At 61.8% G+C, this 14394-nt stretch carries 18 protein-coding genes; 11 read left to right on the top strand and 7 right to left on the bottom strand.

All coding sequences use genetic code 11. From position 1 onward, the window contains the following. Nucleotides 1-3: 3 nt before the first annotated feature. Nucleotides 4-315 carry a transcriptional regulator gene (locus C8D77_RS12515; RefSeq protein WP_109662882.1) on the bottom strand — a complete coding sequence of 104 codons (312 nt, stop codon included), beginning with the start codon at nucleotides 313-315 and terminating at the stop codon, nucleotides 4-6. A 439-nt stretch (nucleotides 316-754) separates the two neighbouring features. After that, the gene (locus tag C8D77_RS38055; RefSeq protein WP_215732057.1) at nucleotides 755-1321 is read right to left on the bottom strand and encodes a hypothetical protein; all 567 of its coding nucleotides are present in this window, start codon (nucleotides 1319-1321) and stop codon (nucleotides 755-757) included. 347 nt (nucleotides 1322-1668) lie between these two features. On the opposite strand from C8D77_RS38055, the gene C8D77_RS12525 reads away from it, so the two are divergent. After that, entirely contained in the window at nucleotides 1669-2094 is a 426-nt protein-coding gene (locus C8D77_RS12525; RefSeq protein ID WP_109662887.1) for a GNAT family N-acetyltransferase, read from the top strand. 98 nt (nucleotides 2095-2192) lie between these two features. Beyond that, nucleotides 2193-2789 (top strand): glutathione S-transferase family protein, encoded by a 597-nt coding sequence (locus C8D77_RS12530; protein WP_109663364.1) that lies wholly within the window; start codon nucleotides 2193-2195, stop codon nucleotides 2787-2789. 153 nt (nucleotides 2790-2942) lie between these two features. Here the strand turns inward: C8D77_RS12530 and C8D77_RS12535 are convergent, their stop codons facing one another. Beyond that, nucleotides 2943-3605, bottom strand: a complete 663-nt coding sequence (locus C8D77_RS12535) for an outer membrane protein (RefSeq protein WP_109662889.1) — start codon at nucleotides 3603-3605, stop codon at nucleotides 2943-2945. A gap of 413 nt (nucleotides 3606-4018) precedes the next feature. On the opposite strand from C8D77_RS12535, the gene C8D77_RS12540 reads away from it, so the two are divergent. The 6 genes from C8D77_RS12540 (at nucleotide 4019) to C8D77_RS12565 (ending at nucleotide 9183) form a co-directional block, all read left to right on the top strand. Then, a complete protein-coding gene (locus tag C8D77_RS12540) occupies nucleotides 4019-4777 on the top strand; it encodes an SDR family oxidoreductase (protein WP_109662891.1) in 759 nt (252 codons plus the stop codon). Next, the gene (gene uvrC, locus C8D77_RS12545; RefSeq protein WP_109662893.1) at nucleotides 4774-6858 is read left to right on the top strand and encodes an excinuclease ABC subunit UvrC; all 2085 of its coding nucleotides are present in this window, start codon (nucleotides 4774-4776) and stop codon (nucleotides 6856-6858) included. Before C8D77_RS12540 ends, uvrC begins: the two co-directional genes overlap by 4 nt. A gap of 98 nt (nucleotides 6859-6956) precedes the next feature. Then, nucleotides 6957-7553, top strand: coding sequence for a CDP-diacylglycerol--glycerol-3-phosphate 3-phosphatidyltransferase (pgsA, locus tag C8D77_RS12550; protein WP_023673449.1), 597 nt, complete (start codon nucleotides 6957-6959; stop codon nucleotides 7551-7553). 1 nt (nucleotide 7554) lies between these two features. Then, a complete protein-coding gene (moaD, locus tag C8D77_RS12555) occupies nucleotides 7555-7812 on the top strand; it encodes a molybdopterin converting factor subunit 1 (RefSeq protein ID WP_109662895.1) in 258 nt (85 codons plus the stop codon). A gap of 1 nt (nucleotide 7813) precedes the next feature. After that, nucleotides 7814-8290, top strand: a complete 477-nt coding sequence (locus C8D77_RS12560) for a molybdenum cofactor biosynthesis protein MoaE (protein WP_109662897.1) — start codon at nucleotides 7814-7816, stop codon at nucleotides 8288-8290. 128 nt (nucleotides 8291-8418) lie between these two features. Then, nucleotides 8419-9183 (top strand): YbaY family lipoprotein, encoded by a 765-nt coding sequence (locus C8D77_RS12565; protein ID WP_109662899.1) that lies wholly within the window; start codon nucleotides 8419-8421, stop codon nucleotides 9181-9183. Between the two features lie 72 nt (nucleotides 9184-9255). Here the strand turns inward: C8D77_RS12565 and C8D77_RS12570 are convergent, their stop codons facing one another. Further along, entirely contained in the window at nucleotides 9256-9861 is a 606-nt protein-coding gene (locus C8D77_RS12570) for a class I SAM-dependent methyltransferase (protein ID WP_109662901.1), read from the bottom strand. Between the two features lie 151 nt (nucleotides 9862-10012). Next, a complete protein-coding gene (gene ndk, locus C8D77_RS12575) occupies nucleotides 10013-10435 on the bottom strand; it encodes a nucleoside-diphosphate kinase (protein WP_027048827.1) in 423 nt (140 codons plus the stop codon). A gap of 253 nt (nucleotides 10436-10688) precedes the next feature. Between ndk and C8D77_RS12580 the strand changes: the two genes are divergently transcribed. After that, the gene (locus tag C8D77_RS12580; protein ID WP_245951755.1) at nucleotides 10689-10940 is read left to right on the top strand and encodes a DUF2934 domain-containing protein; all 252 of its coding nucleotides are present in this window, start codon (nucleotides 10689-10691) and stop codon (nucleotides 10938-10940) included. Nucleotides 10941-11027: 87 nt separating this feature from the next. Here C8D77_RS12580 and C8D77_RS12585 read toward each other — a convergent pair whose 3' ends face one another. Further along, complete coding sequence (locus C8D77_RS12585) at nucleotides 11028-11720, bottom strand: glutathione S-transferase family protein (RefSeq protein WP_109662905.1); 693 nt, start codon at nucleotides 11718-11720, stop codon at nucleotides 11028-11030. A gap of 60 nt (nucleotides 11721-11780) precedes the next feature. Between C8D77_RS12585 and C8D77_RS12590 the strand changes: the two genes are divergently transcribed. After that, the gene (locus tag C8D77_RS12590) at nucleotides 11781-12293 is read left to right on the top strand and encodes a DinB family protein (RefSeq protein WP_109662908.1); all 513 of its coding nucleotides are present in this window, start codon (nucleotides 11781-11783) and stop codon (nucleotides 12291-12293) included. A gap of 168 nt (nucleotides 12294-12461) precedes the next feature. Here C8D77_RS12590 and C8D77_RS12595 read toward each other — a convergent pair whose 3' ends face one another. Further along, nucleotides 12462-13421, bottom strand: coding sequence for a LysR substrate-binding domain-containing protein (locus C8D77_RS12595; RefSeq protein ID WP_109662910.1), 960 nt, complete (start codon nucleotides 13419-13421; stop codon nucleotides 12462-12464). Between the two features lie 110 nt (nucleotides 13422-13531). Between C8D77_RS12595 and C8D77_RS37595 the strand changes: the two genes are divergently transcribed. Continuing rightward, nucleotides 13532-14365 (top strand): hypothetical protein, encoded by an 834-nt coding sequence (locus tag C8D77_RS37595; RefSeq protein ID WP_164757705.1) that lies wholly within the window; start codon nucleotides 13532-13534, stop codon nucleotides 14363-14365. The last annotated feature ends 29 nt before the right edge of the window (nucleotides 14366-14394 follow it).

Genomic DNA, 14394 nt, shown 5'->3' on the forward strand with positions numbered 1-14394 from the left:
GCGCTATTTTCTGCGCGGCGGCGCCTCGGCCTGATCGAGGATTTTGCGCAAGAACGCCGCGTGGCCGCGGAACGCGCGCCGTCCGCTCGTCGTCGCCCTGACGCGCGTCAGCGGCCGCCGTCCGACGAACAGCTTTTCGATATCGACATAGCCGGCCCTGGCCAGCGTATCGAGATGCGCGCCGAGATTGCCGTCGGTGACATCCATGATGGCCTTCAACTGGCTGAAGTCCAGCGTTTGCCGCCTTTCCAGCATGTTCAGGGCGGCCATGATCCTGAGCCGCGTGCTCTGGTGGATGATTTCGTCGGCGCTCATCGGTCAGCTCCGATACGGCCGAGGTCGCTGCCGTGGGGCTCTGCAATCTTGAACGGCGACAGGGCCGCTTGATCCTGTGCGATCGACATTGAAGCACTCCTGCATTCCATGCAGAATACTCTGTGATGTAGAGTTGTCTGTCAATTCGCATGTAAGCGGGTGATGCGATCGTGCTTGACAAGGTGAAGCCGCGATCGGCCATCAGCTCGCAGTATAGATCGTCTGCTTGCACGAGATGATCGCACCGATGAAGCAGGGGTCATGATATGATCGGCCGAAGATCGATGCGCAAAGCTGCTGACTGATCTTCGGAGCTTCACGAGAGGAACGGTCCCGCAGGGTGTAGAGAATGTCGACGGTACACTCTAGGCAATGGTCGAAGATCAGCAGCGGATTTTTGCGACGATCAGCACGATCATGTGTGATCCGTAACCAAAATTTAAGCTGCAGAAATCAGTCTGTTGCTTCGCTGGCTAGCAAGCCGCGAGTCAGATATGCATGAGCGCGCCGGGTCATTACGGCCATCGGCACAACGGAAGGGGCATCGCATGGCTAAGCAGTCATCCAAAGCGCCGGCGTCCAAGGCACCGGCAAAGAAAGCACCCGTAAAAGCAGCGACGGCGAAGGTCGCAGCTGCAGTGAAGAAAGCAGCACCTGCTGCCAAGCCGAAGGCGGCCGCGCCCAAGGCAAAAGCAGCACCGGCCAAGAAGCCGGCAGTAAAGGCCGCTGCAAAACCTGCAGTGAAGAAGGCGGCACCTGCCAAGGCGGCGGCAAAGCCGGCTGCGAAGGCGGCGCCTGCCAAGAAGCCGGCTGCAAAGGCTGCGGCAAAACCCGCAGTGAAGAAGGCGGCACCTGCAAAGAAGCCGGCTGCGAAAGCTGCACCTGCCAAGAAACCGGCAGCGAAGGCTGCACCGGCAAAGAAGGCGGCGGCAGCGAAGTCTTCGGCACCGGTGAAGAAAGCGGCACCCGCGGCCAAGCCGAAGGCAGCACCCGCGAAGGCCGGCAAGAAGTAATCGCGTCTTCCCTCGCCGGGGGCGGTGCCGAGACACAAGGGGCGGGTGCCTGACAGGCGCCCCGCTCATTGCTTCGGTAGTCGGAAGGCGAGACAGAGGCGGACGGAGGATATCTTTTCGCAGCTCCCAGGACTTCGCCATAGGGCGAAGTCCGGTGGGGCTTTTTTTGTGTCGTCTATGCGGATCGAATGTTCGGCGTAAGGCTTTTCAGTCTTGGTTGTTGACTGGATGATCCGCGTGCCACCATTGTCTGCTCCGCAGAGAATTCGGGTCGGCTGCCTGGTGGTGAAGTGACTTCGGAACTCACGATTCGCAGGGCAACAAGGACGACGCGGAAGCCGTGAGCCGCGTGATCCTGGCAGCTCTGCGACAGACCAATGCGAAAGACTATTCGCAAGACATCATCGCTCGCGTGGAGCAGAACTTCAGCCCATCCGCTGTCTCTGCGCTTTTGAGGAAGCGGAGGGTTTCTGTCGCGGTTGTGCGTGGCAGGATCGTTGGAACAGCCAGCCTCGATGGAAGCATTGTCCGATCCGTCTTTGTGGATACTGAAATGCAAGGCCGTGGTATCGGCAAACGACTTATGGCGGAGGTTGAGGAAGCGGCGCACGCTGGCGGCGTCACCGTGCTGACCGTGCCGTCCTCGGTGACGGCGGAGCCATTTTACGCCGGGCTTGGATTCAAGGCAGTTCGAGACAGCTGCTACGGTGATGAACGCACCATCATCATGGAGCGTTCGCTAAACGGTGTCGGTCAACGACGCTGATGCATGTCGCTCGCTGGCGGCCGGGTTTTCCGCTTGTGGCCATTGCTCGATCGCGTCTGATCGGTCAACACTGCCCGCCTGCAAAACAGGAACCTATCATGCCCAGACTGCTCTATGCGTCGTCTTCTCCCTACAGTTCCAAGGTACGAATGGCAGCGGCCTATGCCGGCATCGCCGTCGATCTGGTGCCGATCAAGACCGAGGAGAAGCCGGCCGATTTGATGATCGCCAACCCGCTCGGCAAGATCCCGGTTCTGGTGCTCGACGACGGCCGCTCGATCCATGACAGCCGCGCCATCACCCAGCACCTCAACCGGGTTTCGAAGAGCGCGCTTTTCCCGCGCAATCCCGACAAGCGGCTCGAGGCGGAAGTGCTGGAGGCGCTGGCGGACGGCATTTGTGATTGTGCGCTGTCGATGGTCTATGAGCGGCGCGCACGGCCTGAGGAGATGGTCTACCAGCCCTGGCTCGATCGCCAATGGGCAAAGATCACGGCAGCACTCGATCTGCTCAACGCCAACCCGCCGAAGCTGCCGAAGAAGATCACCGCCGGCCAAATGGCGCTGCGCGCCTGCCTCGGCTATCTCTCGTTACGCTTTGCCGGAAAATGGGAGAAGGGTCGCGCCCGGCTGACACGATGGGCAGCGCGCTTCGACGAGAAGTTTCCAGAGTTGAGGCCGTGCATCCCCGGTTGATCGGCCCGATCCAACCCGGTTGATCGGCCCGATCAGCCAGGCTGATCGACTTGATTAGCCCAGGGTGATCGCTTCGATCTCCTGTGCGGCCACTCAGGCTCAAAAAAAAGCCGGGCGCGAGGCCCGGCTTTTTCGTGTCGTGGCTTGAACGACTTAGAACTTCATACCAACGCCGAAGGTGACGCGGTTGTCGGTGGCCTTGACCTTGCCGATACCATCGAAGCTCTTGCTGCCGAAGTCGGTGTAGCGGTACTCGACACGGCCGAACACATTGTCGGTCAGCTTGATGTCGGTGCCGAGACCAGCGGTCCAGCCGAGCATCGTTGCGCGGTCCGTACCGAATGCCGGATCTTCCACCTTCAGGCTCCTTCCGGCGAGACCGCCGGTGCCATAGAGCAGGATTTCCGGGGTCACGGCGTAACCAAGACGGGCACGCAGCGAACCTTCGAACCCTGCCTTGGAATTGACGCCAGAATCGTCGCCCTTGACGCCATTGTAGCCGAGTTCGGCTTCAGCGCCGTAGACGAAGTTCTCCTGCTGCCACTGATAGCCGCCGAAGACGCTGCCGACGAAACCCTTCGTGCCGACATCAACATTGTCAACACCCAGATCCTTTTCCTTGGTATGGCCGCTGAAGCCATAGCCGACGTTGAGACCGGCATAGGGGCCGGCCCACGAAGCGACCGGAAGTTCAGCGATCGGCGCGGGTGCCGGCGGCTCTTCCTGGACGACGTCTGCGGCATAGGCAGTTCCGCTGAGGGCGAAGAGCCCGAGCGCCACGGCCAGCGGCCGTGCGAATTTGAGATTGGCTTGCATTGTTCTTTACTCCTTAAGCCACAGGACACAGGCTTGTTTCTCACGATCGCCATCTACCCGTCCGGGGGGTGAAACGGATCTGGCGTTCGTCGGTTCCAAATGTCGTGTCAAAATGCGGCTGAAGCGAACCTGAACTTGGGTCATTCCCCGGCGCGAATGAGGCGGAACCTTGACGTTGCATCTTCGCAACAGCGAAATGGCAGGAGCCGTTCCATGCTGCACTGCACACCGCTTGGTGCAAGGAGTCCAGCGTCCTATATTCCGCTCGGACGGTTTGGAGTCAAAGGCGAGTCGGGACGCCGAAAAGGCTGTTTCGCCACAATGCTGCCCAAGGTGCGAACGCCATTTAACGCCTGCCCGGCCATATTTCGCCGGCATCGTGTTTTCGGGCTGAAATTGAGGATTGACACCATATGAGCATAGCCACGGCGCTGGTGACGGGCGGGGCCAAACGGATCGGTCGGGCAATCGTTGACGATCTCGCCGCTCACGGTTTTGCCGTCGCCATCCATTGCAACCGCTCGCGTGTGGAGGCCGACGCGTTGGCTGCCGCAATCAACGCCGGCGGCGGCCGCGCCGCCGTGATCGCCGCCGACCTGACCGATATGGATGCCGTCGGCGACCTCGTCGGCCAGGCGCAAGCAGCGCTCGGACCGCTCTCGCTGCTGGTCAACAATGCGTCGCTGTTCGAGGACGATTCGGTTCTGGATTTCGACTGGCGGGCCTGGGATCGGCACTTTGCCGTTCATGTGAAGGCGCCGGCGCTGCTGGCGCAGAATTTCGCCCGCGCGTTGCCGGAAGGGCAGGTGGGCCTGATCGTCAATATGATCGATCAGCGCGTCTGGCGGCCGACGCCGCGCTATTTCTCCTACGCGCTGTCCAAGTCGACTTTGTGGACGGCCACCCAGATGATGGCGCAATCGCTCGGCCCTCGCATCCGCGTCAATGCCATCGGCCCGGGACCTACCTTGAAGAACGCGCGCCAGGACGACAGCGATTTTGCCGCCCAAGTCGATGGCTTGATCCTCAAGCGTGGCCCGGAATTGTCGGAATTCGGCGCCACGATCCGCTATCTCTGGGAAGCACGCTCGGTCACCGGCCAGATGATTGCGCTTGATGGTGGCCAGCATCTTGCGTGGCAGACGCCCGATGTGACAGGCATGACGGAATGAGTCCTGTAGACCACAAAAACAAGCCGCGCGGCGGCGCCGACGATCTGCCCCCCGATATCGACCTCGAGGACGAGGCGGTCGAGGAGATCGTCGAACCAGCCGGTCCCGATGTCGCCTTCACCGCTATCGACTGGACGCCGCATGCGGGCGATGCCGAAGGGATGGTCGGCGCCGAGGTGATCCAGACGCTGGTCAAGCGGCTGCCCAACGCGCCCGGCGTCTACCGCATGATGAACGCCGCCGGCGATGTGCTCTATGTCGGCAAGGCGCGCAGCCTGAAGAAGCGCGTCACCAACTATGCGCAAGGCCGCTTCCACACCACCCGCATCGGCCGCATGGTGCGCGAGACGTCGACGATGGAGTTCGTCGTCACCCGCACCGAGATCGAAGCGCTGCTGCTCGAAGCCAATCTTATCAAGCGCTTGCGGCCGCGATTCAATGTGCTGATGCGCGACGACAAGTCGTTTCCCTATATTCTTTTGACCGGCGACCATGTTTCACCCGGCATCTACAAGCATCGCGGCGCACGCTCGCGCAAAGGCGATTATTTCGGCCCCTTCGCTTCGGCCGGCGCTGTCGGCCGCACCATAAATTCGCTGCAACGCGCCTTCCTGCTGCGCAGTTGCACCAACTCTTTTTACGAGAACCGCACGCGGCCGTGCCTGCTTTATCAGATCAAGCGCTGCGCCGGCCCCTGCACCGGAGAGGTCTCGCACCAGGACTATGCTGAGCTGGTCGGCGAGGCGAAGGACTTTCTGTCCGGCCGCAGCCAGAAGGTGAAGACGGAAATCTCGGCCGCGATGCAGCAAGCGTCGGAAGCTCTCGATTTCGAGCGGGCCGCGATCTATCGCGATCGGCTTGCGGCTCTGTCGCATGTGCAGAGCCACCAGGGCATCAATCCGGCGACCGTCGACGAGGCTGATGTTTTTGCCATCCACCAGGAAGGCGGCCAGGTCTGTATCCAGGTGTTCTTCTTTCGCACCGGCCAGAACTGGGGCAACCGTGCTTATTTCCCCAAGGCCGATCCGGCGTTGGAAGCAGCCGAGGTGTTGGGTTCGTTCCTGGCGCAGTTCTATGACGACAAGCCGACGCCGCGGACCGTTCTTCTGTCGCATGGCGTCGAGGATCAGGAACTGCTGGCCGAGGCGCTCTCCACCCGCGCCGGCCGCAAGGTCGCGATCTCTGTGCCGCAGCGTGGCGAGAAGAAGGACCTGACCGACAACGCCCTGCAGAATGCCCGCGAGGCGCTCGGACGCCGGTTGGCCGAGACCTCCACCCAAGGACGCCTGCTTGCCGGCTTTGCCGAGACCTTCGGCCTGGCGAAGCCGCCGGTGCGCATAGAGGTCTATGATAACTCGCACATCATGGGCACCAATGCGGTCGGCGCGATGGTCGTCGCCGGGCCGGAAGGCTTTGTCAAAAACCAGTACAGAAAATTCAACATCCGCTCGACCGAGATCACGCCTGGCGACGATTTCGGCATGATGCGCGAGGTGATGGAGCGGCGGTTTTCGCGGCTGCTCAAGGAGCATGGCGATGTTGCCGTTGCCGGCGATGCGGCGGCAGGCGAGGCGATGGCAGCCGAAGCGGGCGATGATATCGAAGACGATATCTCCGGCAGCTTCCCGGCCTGGCCCGACGTCATCCTGATCGACGGTGGCCAGGGTCAGATGACGGCGGTGCGCAAGATCCTCTCGGATCTCGGTATCGAGGACCGGGTGGTGGCGATCGGCATCGCCAAGGGCCAGGACCGCGATGCCGGCCGCGAGCGCTTCTTCGTTAGGGGCAGGGACTCATTTTCTCTGCCGGTCCGCGATCCCGTGCTCTATTTCGTCCAGCGTCTGCGCGACGAGGTCCACCGTTTCGCCATTGGCTCGCACCGTGCGCGGCGCAAGAAGGAGATGGTCAAGAGCCCGCTCGACGAGATCAGCGGTATCGGTCCCGGCCGCAAGCGCGCACTGCTGCTTGCATTCGGAACCGCCAAGGCGGTCAGCCGCGCGGCCATCGAGGATCTGAGGAAGGTCGACGGCATTTCCGAACAGGTCGCCAAACTGGTCTACAATCATTTTCATGAGAGCTGACGGATTCGGGTATTTTCGGCTGGCCAATCGATTCTAGCCTGTTGACCCCCCACATTCGCTTCTGATTTGAGTAGGCAGGCAGAAAGAGTTCCCTAGATATGGCCAAGCGCGCGTTCAACCTGCCCAATATGCTCACCTACGCTCGCATCGTCGCGGTGCCGCTGGTCGTGCTGTGCTTTTTTCTCGAAGGACATCTCAAGTCGAGCGACTTCGCTCGCTGGTCGGCGCTGATCATCTTCCTGCTCGCCTCGATCACCGATTATCTGGATGGCTACCTCGCGCGCGCCTGGCAGCAGACCTCCAACATCGGCAAGATGCTTGACCCGATCGCCGACAAGCTGCTGGTCGCCACCTGCCTGCTGCTGCTGGCCGCAGACACCGACCGTCATGCCGGCATCGCCGGCTGGTCGCTGTGGGCGGCGATCATCATCCTGTGCCGCGAAATCCTCGTCTCGGGCCTGCGTGAATATCTGGCGGCGCTCAAGGTCTCGGTGCCGGTGACGCAACTGGCAAAATGGAAGACAGCGATCCAGATGGTCGCCATCGCCTTCCTGCTGGCCGGGCCTGCCGGCGACAAGATCTTCCCGCTGACCACCCAGACCGGGCTGGTGCTGCTGTGGATCGCGGCCCTGGTCACGCTCTACACCGGCTACGATTATTTCCGCGCCGGCCTCAAGCACATCATGGACGAATGAGATGACGACCCGGCTCATCTATTTTGCCTGGGTGCGCGAACGCATCGGCATGCCTGAGGAAGACGTCGACCTGCCTGCTGGCGTCGAGACGGTCGCCGATCTCCTGCGCTGGCTGAAATCGCGCGGCGAGGAATACGAGCATGCGCTGCAATATCCCGACGTGATCCGCGTCGCCATCAACCAGGAGCATGTAGAGCACGGCGAGAAGATCGCAGGCGCGCGTGAGATTGCGCTGTTCCCGCCGATGACCGGGGGCTGACATGACCAGCGCAGTCGTACCTGTCGTGCGCATCCAGGCGCAGGATTTCGACGTCGCCGCCGAGATCGCCAGACTGACCCAAGGTCGCGCCGATATCGGCGCAGTGGTTTCTTTCTCCGGCCTTTGCCGGGATGAGCAGGGCACCTTGTCGGCGCTTGAGCTCGAGCACTATCCCGGCATGGCCGAAGCAGAGATCGCCCGCATCGCTGCCGAGGCGGTCGAGCGCTGGCCGCTGCAGGGCCTCACCGCCATTCACCGCCATGGCAAGATCGCGCCCGGCGAGAACATCGTGCTGGTGGTGACCGCCTCGGCGCATCGCCACGCGGCGTTCGAGGCAGCGAACTTTCTCATGGACTATTTGAAATCGCGCGCGCCCTTCTGGAAGAAGGAGCATCGCGCTGACGGCTCCGAGGGCGGTTGGGTCGAGGCCAAGGAGGCCGACGACGAGGCGGCCGGCCGCTGGAAATCGTCAGACTAAAATACCGCCGCAGCCATGCATTGACCGCAATCCTTTGGCCAATTGAGCGCGGTTGGTCAGCTTGGGCGTTGACAGCCCGGGGCATTGGCCAACCTGGGCACTGGCGGCCCGGGGCAAGGGAGATGGTCATGCTGGACAGGATCGCGGAGTTCTTCGTCTTCGGTTTCGTGCCTCTGGTCGTCGGCATATTGGCCGTGCCGGAACTGTCTGTTGCCGCCGAAAATTCCGTGAGAGGCGAGGTGATCTATCGCGAGCGCATCGCCTTGCCGCCCAGTGCCGTGCTCTCTGTCCAGCTTGCCGATGTGTCGCTGGCCGATGCGCCGGCCACCATTATCGGCGAACAGAAAGTGAAGCCGGCCGGCCAGGTGCCGATCAGCTTCGAGATCAAATTCGACCCTTCCGTCATCCGGTCGCAGATGACTTATGCGTTGCAAGCCCGCATCACCGTCGACGACAAGCTCCTGTTCATCTCCGATATGCGCCATCAGGTCGATCCGCTGACCGACGTGCCGCAGACCATCATGCTGAAGATGGTGACGCCGAGCGCCGAGCCGGCGGTTTCCGTCTTTGACCAGCTCTGGCTGGTCGACTATGTCGACGGCATCGGTGCCATCACCGCCCCGCAAGCGACGTTCAGGGTCAGCGAGGCCGGCAAGGCAGGCGGCAGCGGCCCCTGCAACACCTATTTCGCCACCGCCAAGGTCGATGGCCAAACGATCGCGATCAGCGACATCGGCTCGACCTACAAGGCCTGCGCGCCGGAGGTGATGGCTGAGGAAAAGGCGCTGTTCGATGCATTGGCCAAGGCAGCATCATACACTGTCGATGCCGGCAAGCTCACCATCGCCGACAAGGATGGCCGCGAAATCCTGCGCCTTAGCGCTGCAAGCTGAGGCATCTTGATGGTCGGGCTCATGGCCTGACCACGGATCTCGGCACGCTGGTGCCGTAGCGAACAGATGCTCTCACTCAGCCGGTGCGAACACGGCGCCGTAGTGATAGGGCGGCACCTCGACCAGTTCGGTAAGCCTGAGGCCACCCGCCTCGGCGGCTGCTATGGTCTGTTCTGGCGACAGCCTCAATTCGGTCCTAGGTCCGCGAGGCTCGCCCTGGACGATCGTTGTTTCGCGCGGGCGCTGGTGCCAGTTGACGATGGCGAAACGGCCGCCTGGGCTGAGTGTCGCCCGCACCGCGCGCGCCAGACGCGGCCGGTCCGGAACGCCGTGAAAGGCGTTGGCCATGAAGATGAAGTCGGCGGGTCGAGACACCAGGCTTGCAAGCTCATAGGCGTCTCCCGCGACAAAGTCGCAATTCGTCGCGCCGCTTTCGGCCAACCTGCGTCTGGCGGCTTCAAGCAGATCGGCATCGATATCGATGGCCACGACATGACGAACCACCCTGGCGATCGGCAGCGTGAACCAGCCGTCGCCGCAGCAGAGATCGATCACCTCCATGCCTGGCTTGATCCCCGTTGCCGAAAGCACGGCGGCGGGGTCGGGCCACAGCGCCTCCCACCAGCCGCTGTTCGGCATCTCTGTGCCCTGGAAGAAGCCCGGAATGGCACTGGTCATGCTGTGGTCCGCTCCATTGTCGGCAATATACGCTCCATGTCTTACCTTGGTACATGCAGTTCGTGCGCGAGACCTGATCCGTTTCAAGTCAATGAAAAAGGCCGGCGAAACGCCGGCCTTTTTTACGAGATCCAAGGTGTGGACTGTCGGCTTAGCCGACGATCTCGGTGTCCGAGAACCAGTACTTGATCTCTTCTGCCGCGGTCTCCGGCGCGTCGGAGCCGTGCACCGAGTTTTCGCCGATCGATAGCGCATGCACCTTGCGGATGGTGCCTTCGGCGGCGTTGGCCGGGTTGGTGGCGCCCATCACTTCGCGGTTACGCGCAATGGCATTCTCGCCTTCCAGCACCTGCACGATTGTCGGTGCCGACGACATGAACTCCACCAGCTCGCCGAAGAACGGGCGATCCTTGTGGACGGCATAGAAGCCTTCAGCTTCGCGGCGGCTCATCCAGACCCGGCGCGAGGCGATGACGCGCAGGCCAGCCTCTTCCAGCATCCTGGTAATGGCGCCGGTGAGGTTGCGCCGGGTTGCGTCCGGCTTGATCATGGAAAATGTGCGTTCGAGCGCCATGGGTCGTCCTTGTCTGAGAATGGAATTGAGAGTGGCGGGCTCTATACAAGCCGCCCGGCCCATTGCCAAGGGGTGAGGAACGGTCCGCGCAGCGGACGGAAAGCCAATTGCTTGGCTTTCCGAGTGACGAACGCCCGGAGCGCCAGCGGAGGGCCGGATGGTCCGCGAGGCGGAGGCTGCACAGCAACGCGTTGCTTGCTATACTCGCGCGTCGGCGCCGCGCTGAAGTCGGCCCGCATGGAGCAACATGACCATGACAGACGATCGTCAGGAACGCATTCGCAACCGCGCGCATCAGATCTGGCTGCAAGAGGGACAGCCGGCCGGACACCATGAGCGCCATTGGCATCAGGCGGCGGCCGATGTCGACCAGGAGGATGCCGCGGGGAAGGTAGCCAAAAAGCCAACCAAGAAGGCAGCTGGCGCCGGCAAGGCAAAAGCCGCCCCCAAGGAAACAAAGGCTACCACGAAGGCCAGCAAGCCAAAGAAGGCGGCGGCCAAGTAAGGCCCCAGCTATCTCCTCGCTGCTGACCTTTCCGCAGGACATTGACGGCCCTCGTGTTGCCTTGCGGCAAGGGCAGGCGTTGCGGCGTCACGCTGCTGCGGCCACCTTTCGTCCCAGCCCGCCATGCAGGTCGAGGCAGCGGGTGAACCACTGCGCCACCACGTCGCCGTCGTCGAGCAGTTGGTAAGGCGAGGCTATGCGCGCCCATTGCAGCGCGCCGAAGACGATATAGTCGGCAAACAGCGGCGAACCGCCACCGATGAATGGCTGATAGAAGAGCATTGAACGCAAGGGTTCCAGCGAGGCCCTGAAAGTGCCGAGCCCGGCGTCTCGGGCTGCCATCACGTCTTCCAGCCGCTTGCCGAGACGCTGCTCCCGGTTCTGGCGGAAATAGACGGCGTTTTCCGCGTCCTGCATGGCATGAAGGTCCATGATCGCCGCGGTGGTCACATAGGGATGGATGGTCAGTTGCGACCAGCGTTCGATGAAGCGCGCCATCGCCTTGCCGCCTTCACCGCCAAACAGCGTCGGCCGATCCGGATAGGCTTCATCGAGATAAAGCGCGATGGCGAAGGAATCCGCGACAACCGTCTCGCCGTCGCGGATCACCGGAATGGTTTTCGAAACGCCGCCCTCGACAGTGGGCACCTCGAGAAAGCGCGTCGGCGCGGTTGATGTGTCGAGCCCCTTGTGGGCAAGCGCCATCGCCACCTTCCAGCAATGCGGGCTGAACGGACGTGTGGTGTCGCGTCCGACGAGGTCATAGAGCAGAATGGTCATTGGCGGCGGCCCCCTCGCGGGTTAGGTAGGCCCCGCATCGACGCGAGCCGAGGGGAAGCCATGAGACAGCATTTCATGATGTTTGCGGCCTATAATCAATGGGCCAATGGCCGCATCTACGATGCGGCCGCCGAGCTCGACGACGAGGAATTCAATCGCAATGTCGGCGCCTTCTTCGGCTCGATGATGGGCACGCTCAACCACCTGCTGACGGCCGACCGCATCTGGATGAAGCGCTTCACCGGCGAGGGCGACGCGCCGACGACGCTGGACGCTATCCTGCATCGCGGGCTGACCGGTCTGCGGATGGCGCGTGAAGCCGAGGACCGGAGGATCATCGATTGGGTCGGCGGCCTCAGCGAGAAGGCGTTGACGGGCCGCTTCACCTACATGACCGTCTCGGACATGCGCACGGTCTCGCAAAGGCTGGCGCCGGCGCTGGATCATGTATTCAACCACCAGACCCACCATCGCGGCCAGGCGCATACGATTCTGACCATCCTGGGACGACCAAGCCTGGGGTTGGACCTGATGCTCTTCCAGCGCACCGAAGAGGGCAGGGCTTTCGCCTGATCCCTGCGACGTTCGGCGGTTGTGAGTCCGAAAGTTTGAAGGCCCCGCGCGGACTATCGCTACATTTTGTGTTGCAGCATCGTCTCTACATCAGGCCACCAATCTGCAGGCCTCAACTTGCTTCTTGCCGGTCTAATCTCGGCAGACAACCAAATGCTTGCCCGAGATTCAGGCGGCCGTCGAAGCCTCGCCGCTGATTTCGCTGTCCAGCTGGCACTGCGTCAGAGCCGCTTCCGCCATCACCCACTGCTTGAACAACTGGACCTTGCGAGCGGCAAGGCTCTTTGGGGGAGAGACAAAATACCAACCCGCCGTATTCGGGTGGTGCACGTCGAAGGGAGCTACCAGCCTTTCGGCGCGGATATCGCTGGCCATATAGGCACGATTGGCCACGGCAAACCCCAACCCGGCACTGGCCGCCTCATAGGACATCATGCACGAATCGAAATAGATGCTTTTGGTCTCGCTGAGCACGAAGCTGGCGCCGGCGAAACCAAGCCAGGATTGCCAGTTCTGCGTGCAGGTATCGGAATGCAGCAGCGTGAAGTGCCTGAGGTCGTCCGGTGTCACCTTCGACGGCGGTGTGTCGCCGAGAACCTCACGGAACAGCTTACGGCTACACACCGGCGTCAGGTCTTCCCGAAACAGCAGATCGGATTGCAGCCCGTTAAAGTGACCGTCGCCATAGCGGATTTCAAGATCGAACTCGGAGGTTGTGAACTCATGCGTCGCGTAGGAGGTCGAAACGCGCATCTCGATGTCCGGGTATTGCCGCTGGAACAGCGGTAGGCGCGGAAACAGCCAGCGTGCCGCGAAGGTCGGCAGCACCGATATCTTCAACACATGTTCCTGCGATTGCCCGGTCGCTTCCATGCTGGCGGCGACGATTCGCTCCAGCGCCTCGCGAACGCGCGAGACATAGGTCTCGCCCTCCGGCGTCAGCGACACCGCATTGCCGCCACGCTGGAAGATCTTGAAGCGCAGCTGATCCTCAAGACTTTTCACGCGCTGACTGACCGCTGAAGCGGTGATAAACTGTTCTTCGCCGGCACGCGTGAAATTCCCGTGCCTCGCAGCACTCTCCACGATTTTAAGCGAATTGAGGTTGACCTGACTGAGCAGACGCACGGTTTCGACCTTAAGCTTGGCTTACACTAGCACCAGCATTCCTAATTTTACAGGGGTGGGTGAATTAATCGACTGTTCACCAAGTGTTGCCCCCCTCCTGGAGAAGTACAATGAACGCCCATACAATCCCCGAACTGCGCTATGCGATGAGCCGTGAAGCCATTATCGGCCATGAGACAGCCTGGAAAGTGTCGAGTTTCGGCGTCGCGCAATATCTGCACGGCTATGACCCGGCACTGCTTGCCGCGATCGAGGAGGCTGCTCTGAAACTCAAGGCCAGCCACGCCGTGCACAAGCACCTCGATCTGACCTTCATCACCGGGGCCGACCGTTTCATCCCCGAGATCAAGGAATTGCTGCATGACAAGCTGCGCCTGGAGCGGCTGTCCGACATGATGGGCACCAAGCTGGAGCCTTATCCGCTGTCGATCGTCGGCTCGACGGTTACCTTCATGAATCCGAAGGACGGCGCCGTCGAATGGCATTGCGATGGCGTTCCGGTCACCGAACTCATTCCGCTGTCGATCAGCAACCCGCTGGTCGGCGGCCACCTCGAAATCTTCTGCGATGACTCGGAAACCGGCCGCGCCATCCTCGAATCCGGCCGCGAGATCCCGCGCAATCGTGTCATGCGCATTGATCACAAGATGAACTACGCGACGCTCGGGCAGTTCCTGGGCGTCCTGCATCGCACCGCCCCGATCCGGTTCGGCGAGCGCGTCACACTGGTGCTCAACCAGCGCTCGGTGGCCAAACCCTATGTCGACGATAATAGAATGTTCTATCTCGCCGCCGACAACGACCACGACCGTGAGTGGGTCAACGAGCTGGCCGAAGATGTCTGGACCAACCAGCTGCCAGCCTATCGCCGGTTCGAGGCAGAGCATCCGGTACCCGCCCCCGTCGATGCGTCGGTTCCGGGCGGAGCCAGGGAATCATGGTAATGAACCATGATCCCGAAAAGTGGGAACCG

The organism is Mesorhizobium loti (assembly GCF_003148495.1).
GTDB classification, from domain to species: Bacteria; Pseudomonadota; Alphaproteobacteria; order Rhizobiales; family Rhizobiaceae; genus Mesorhizobium; species Mesorhizobium loti.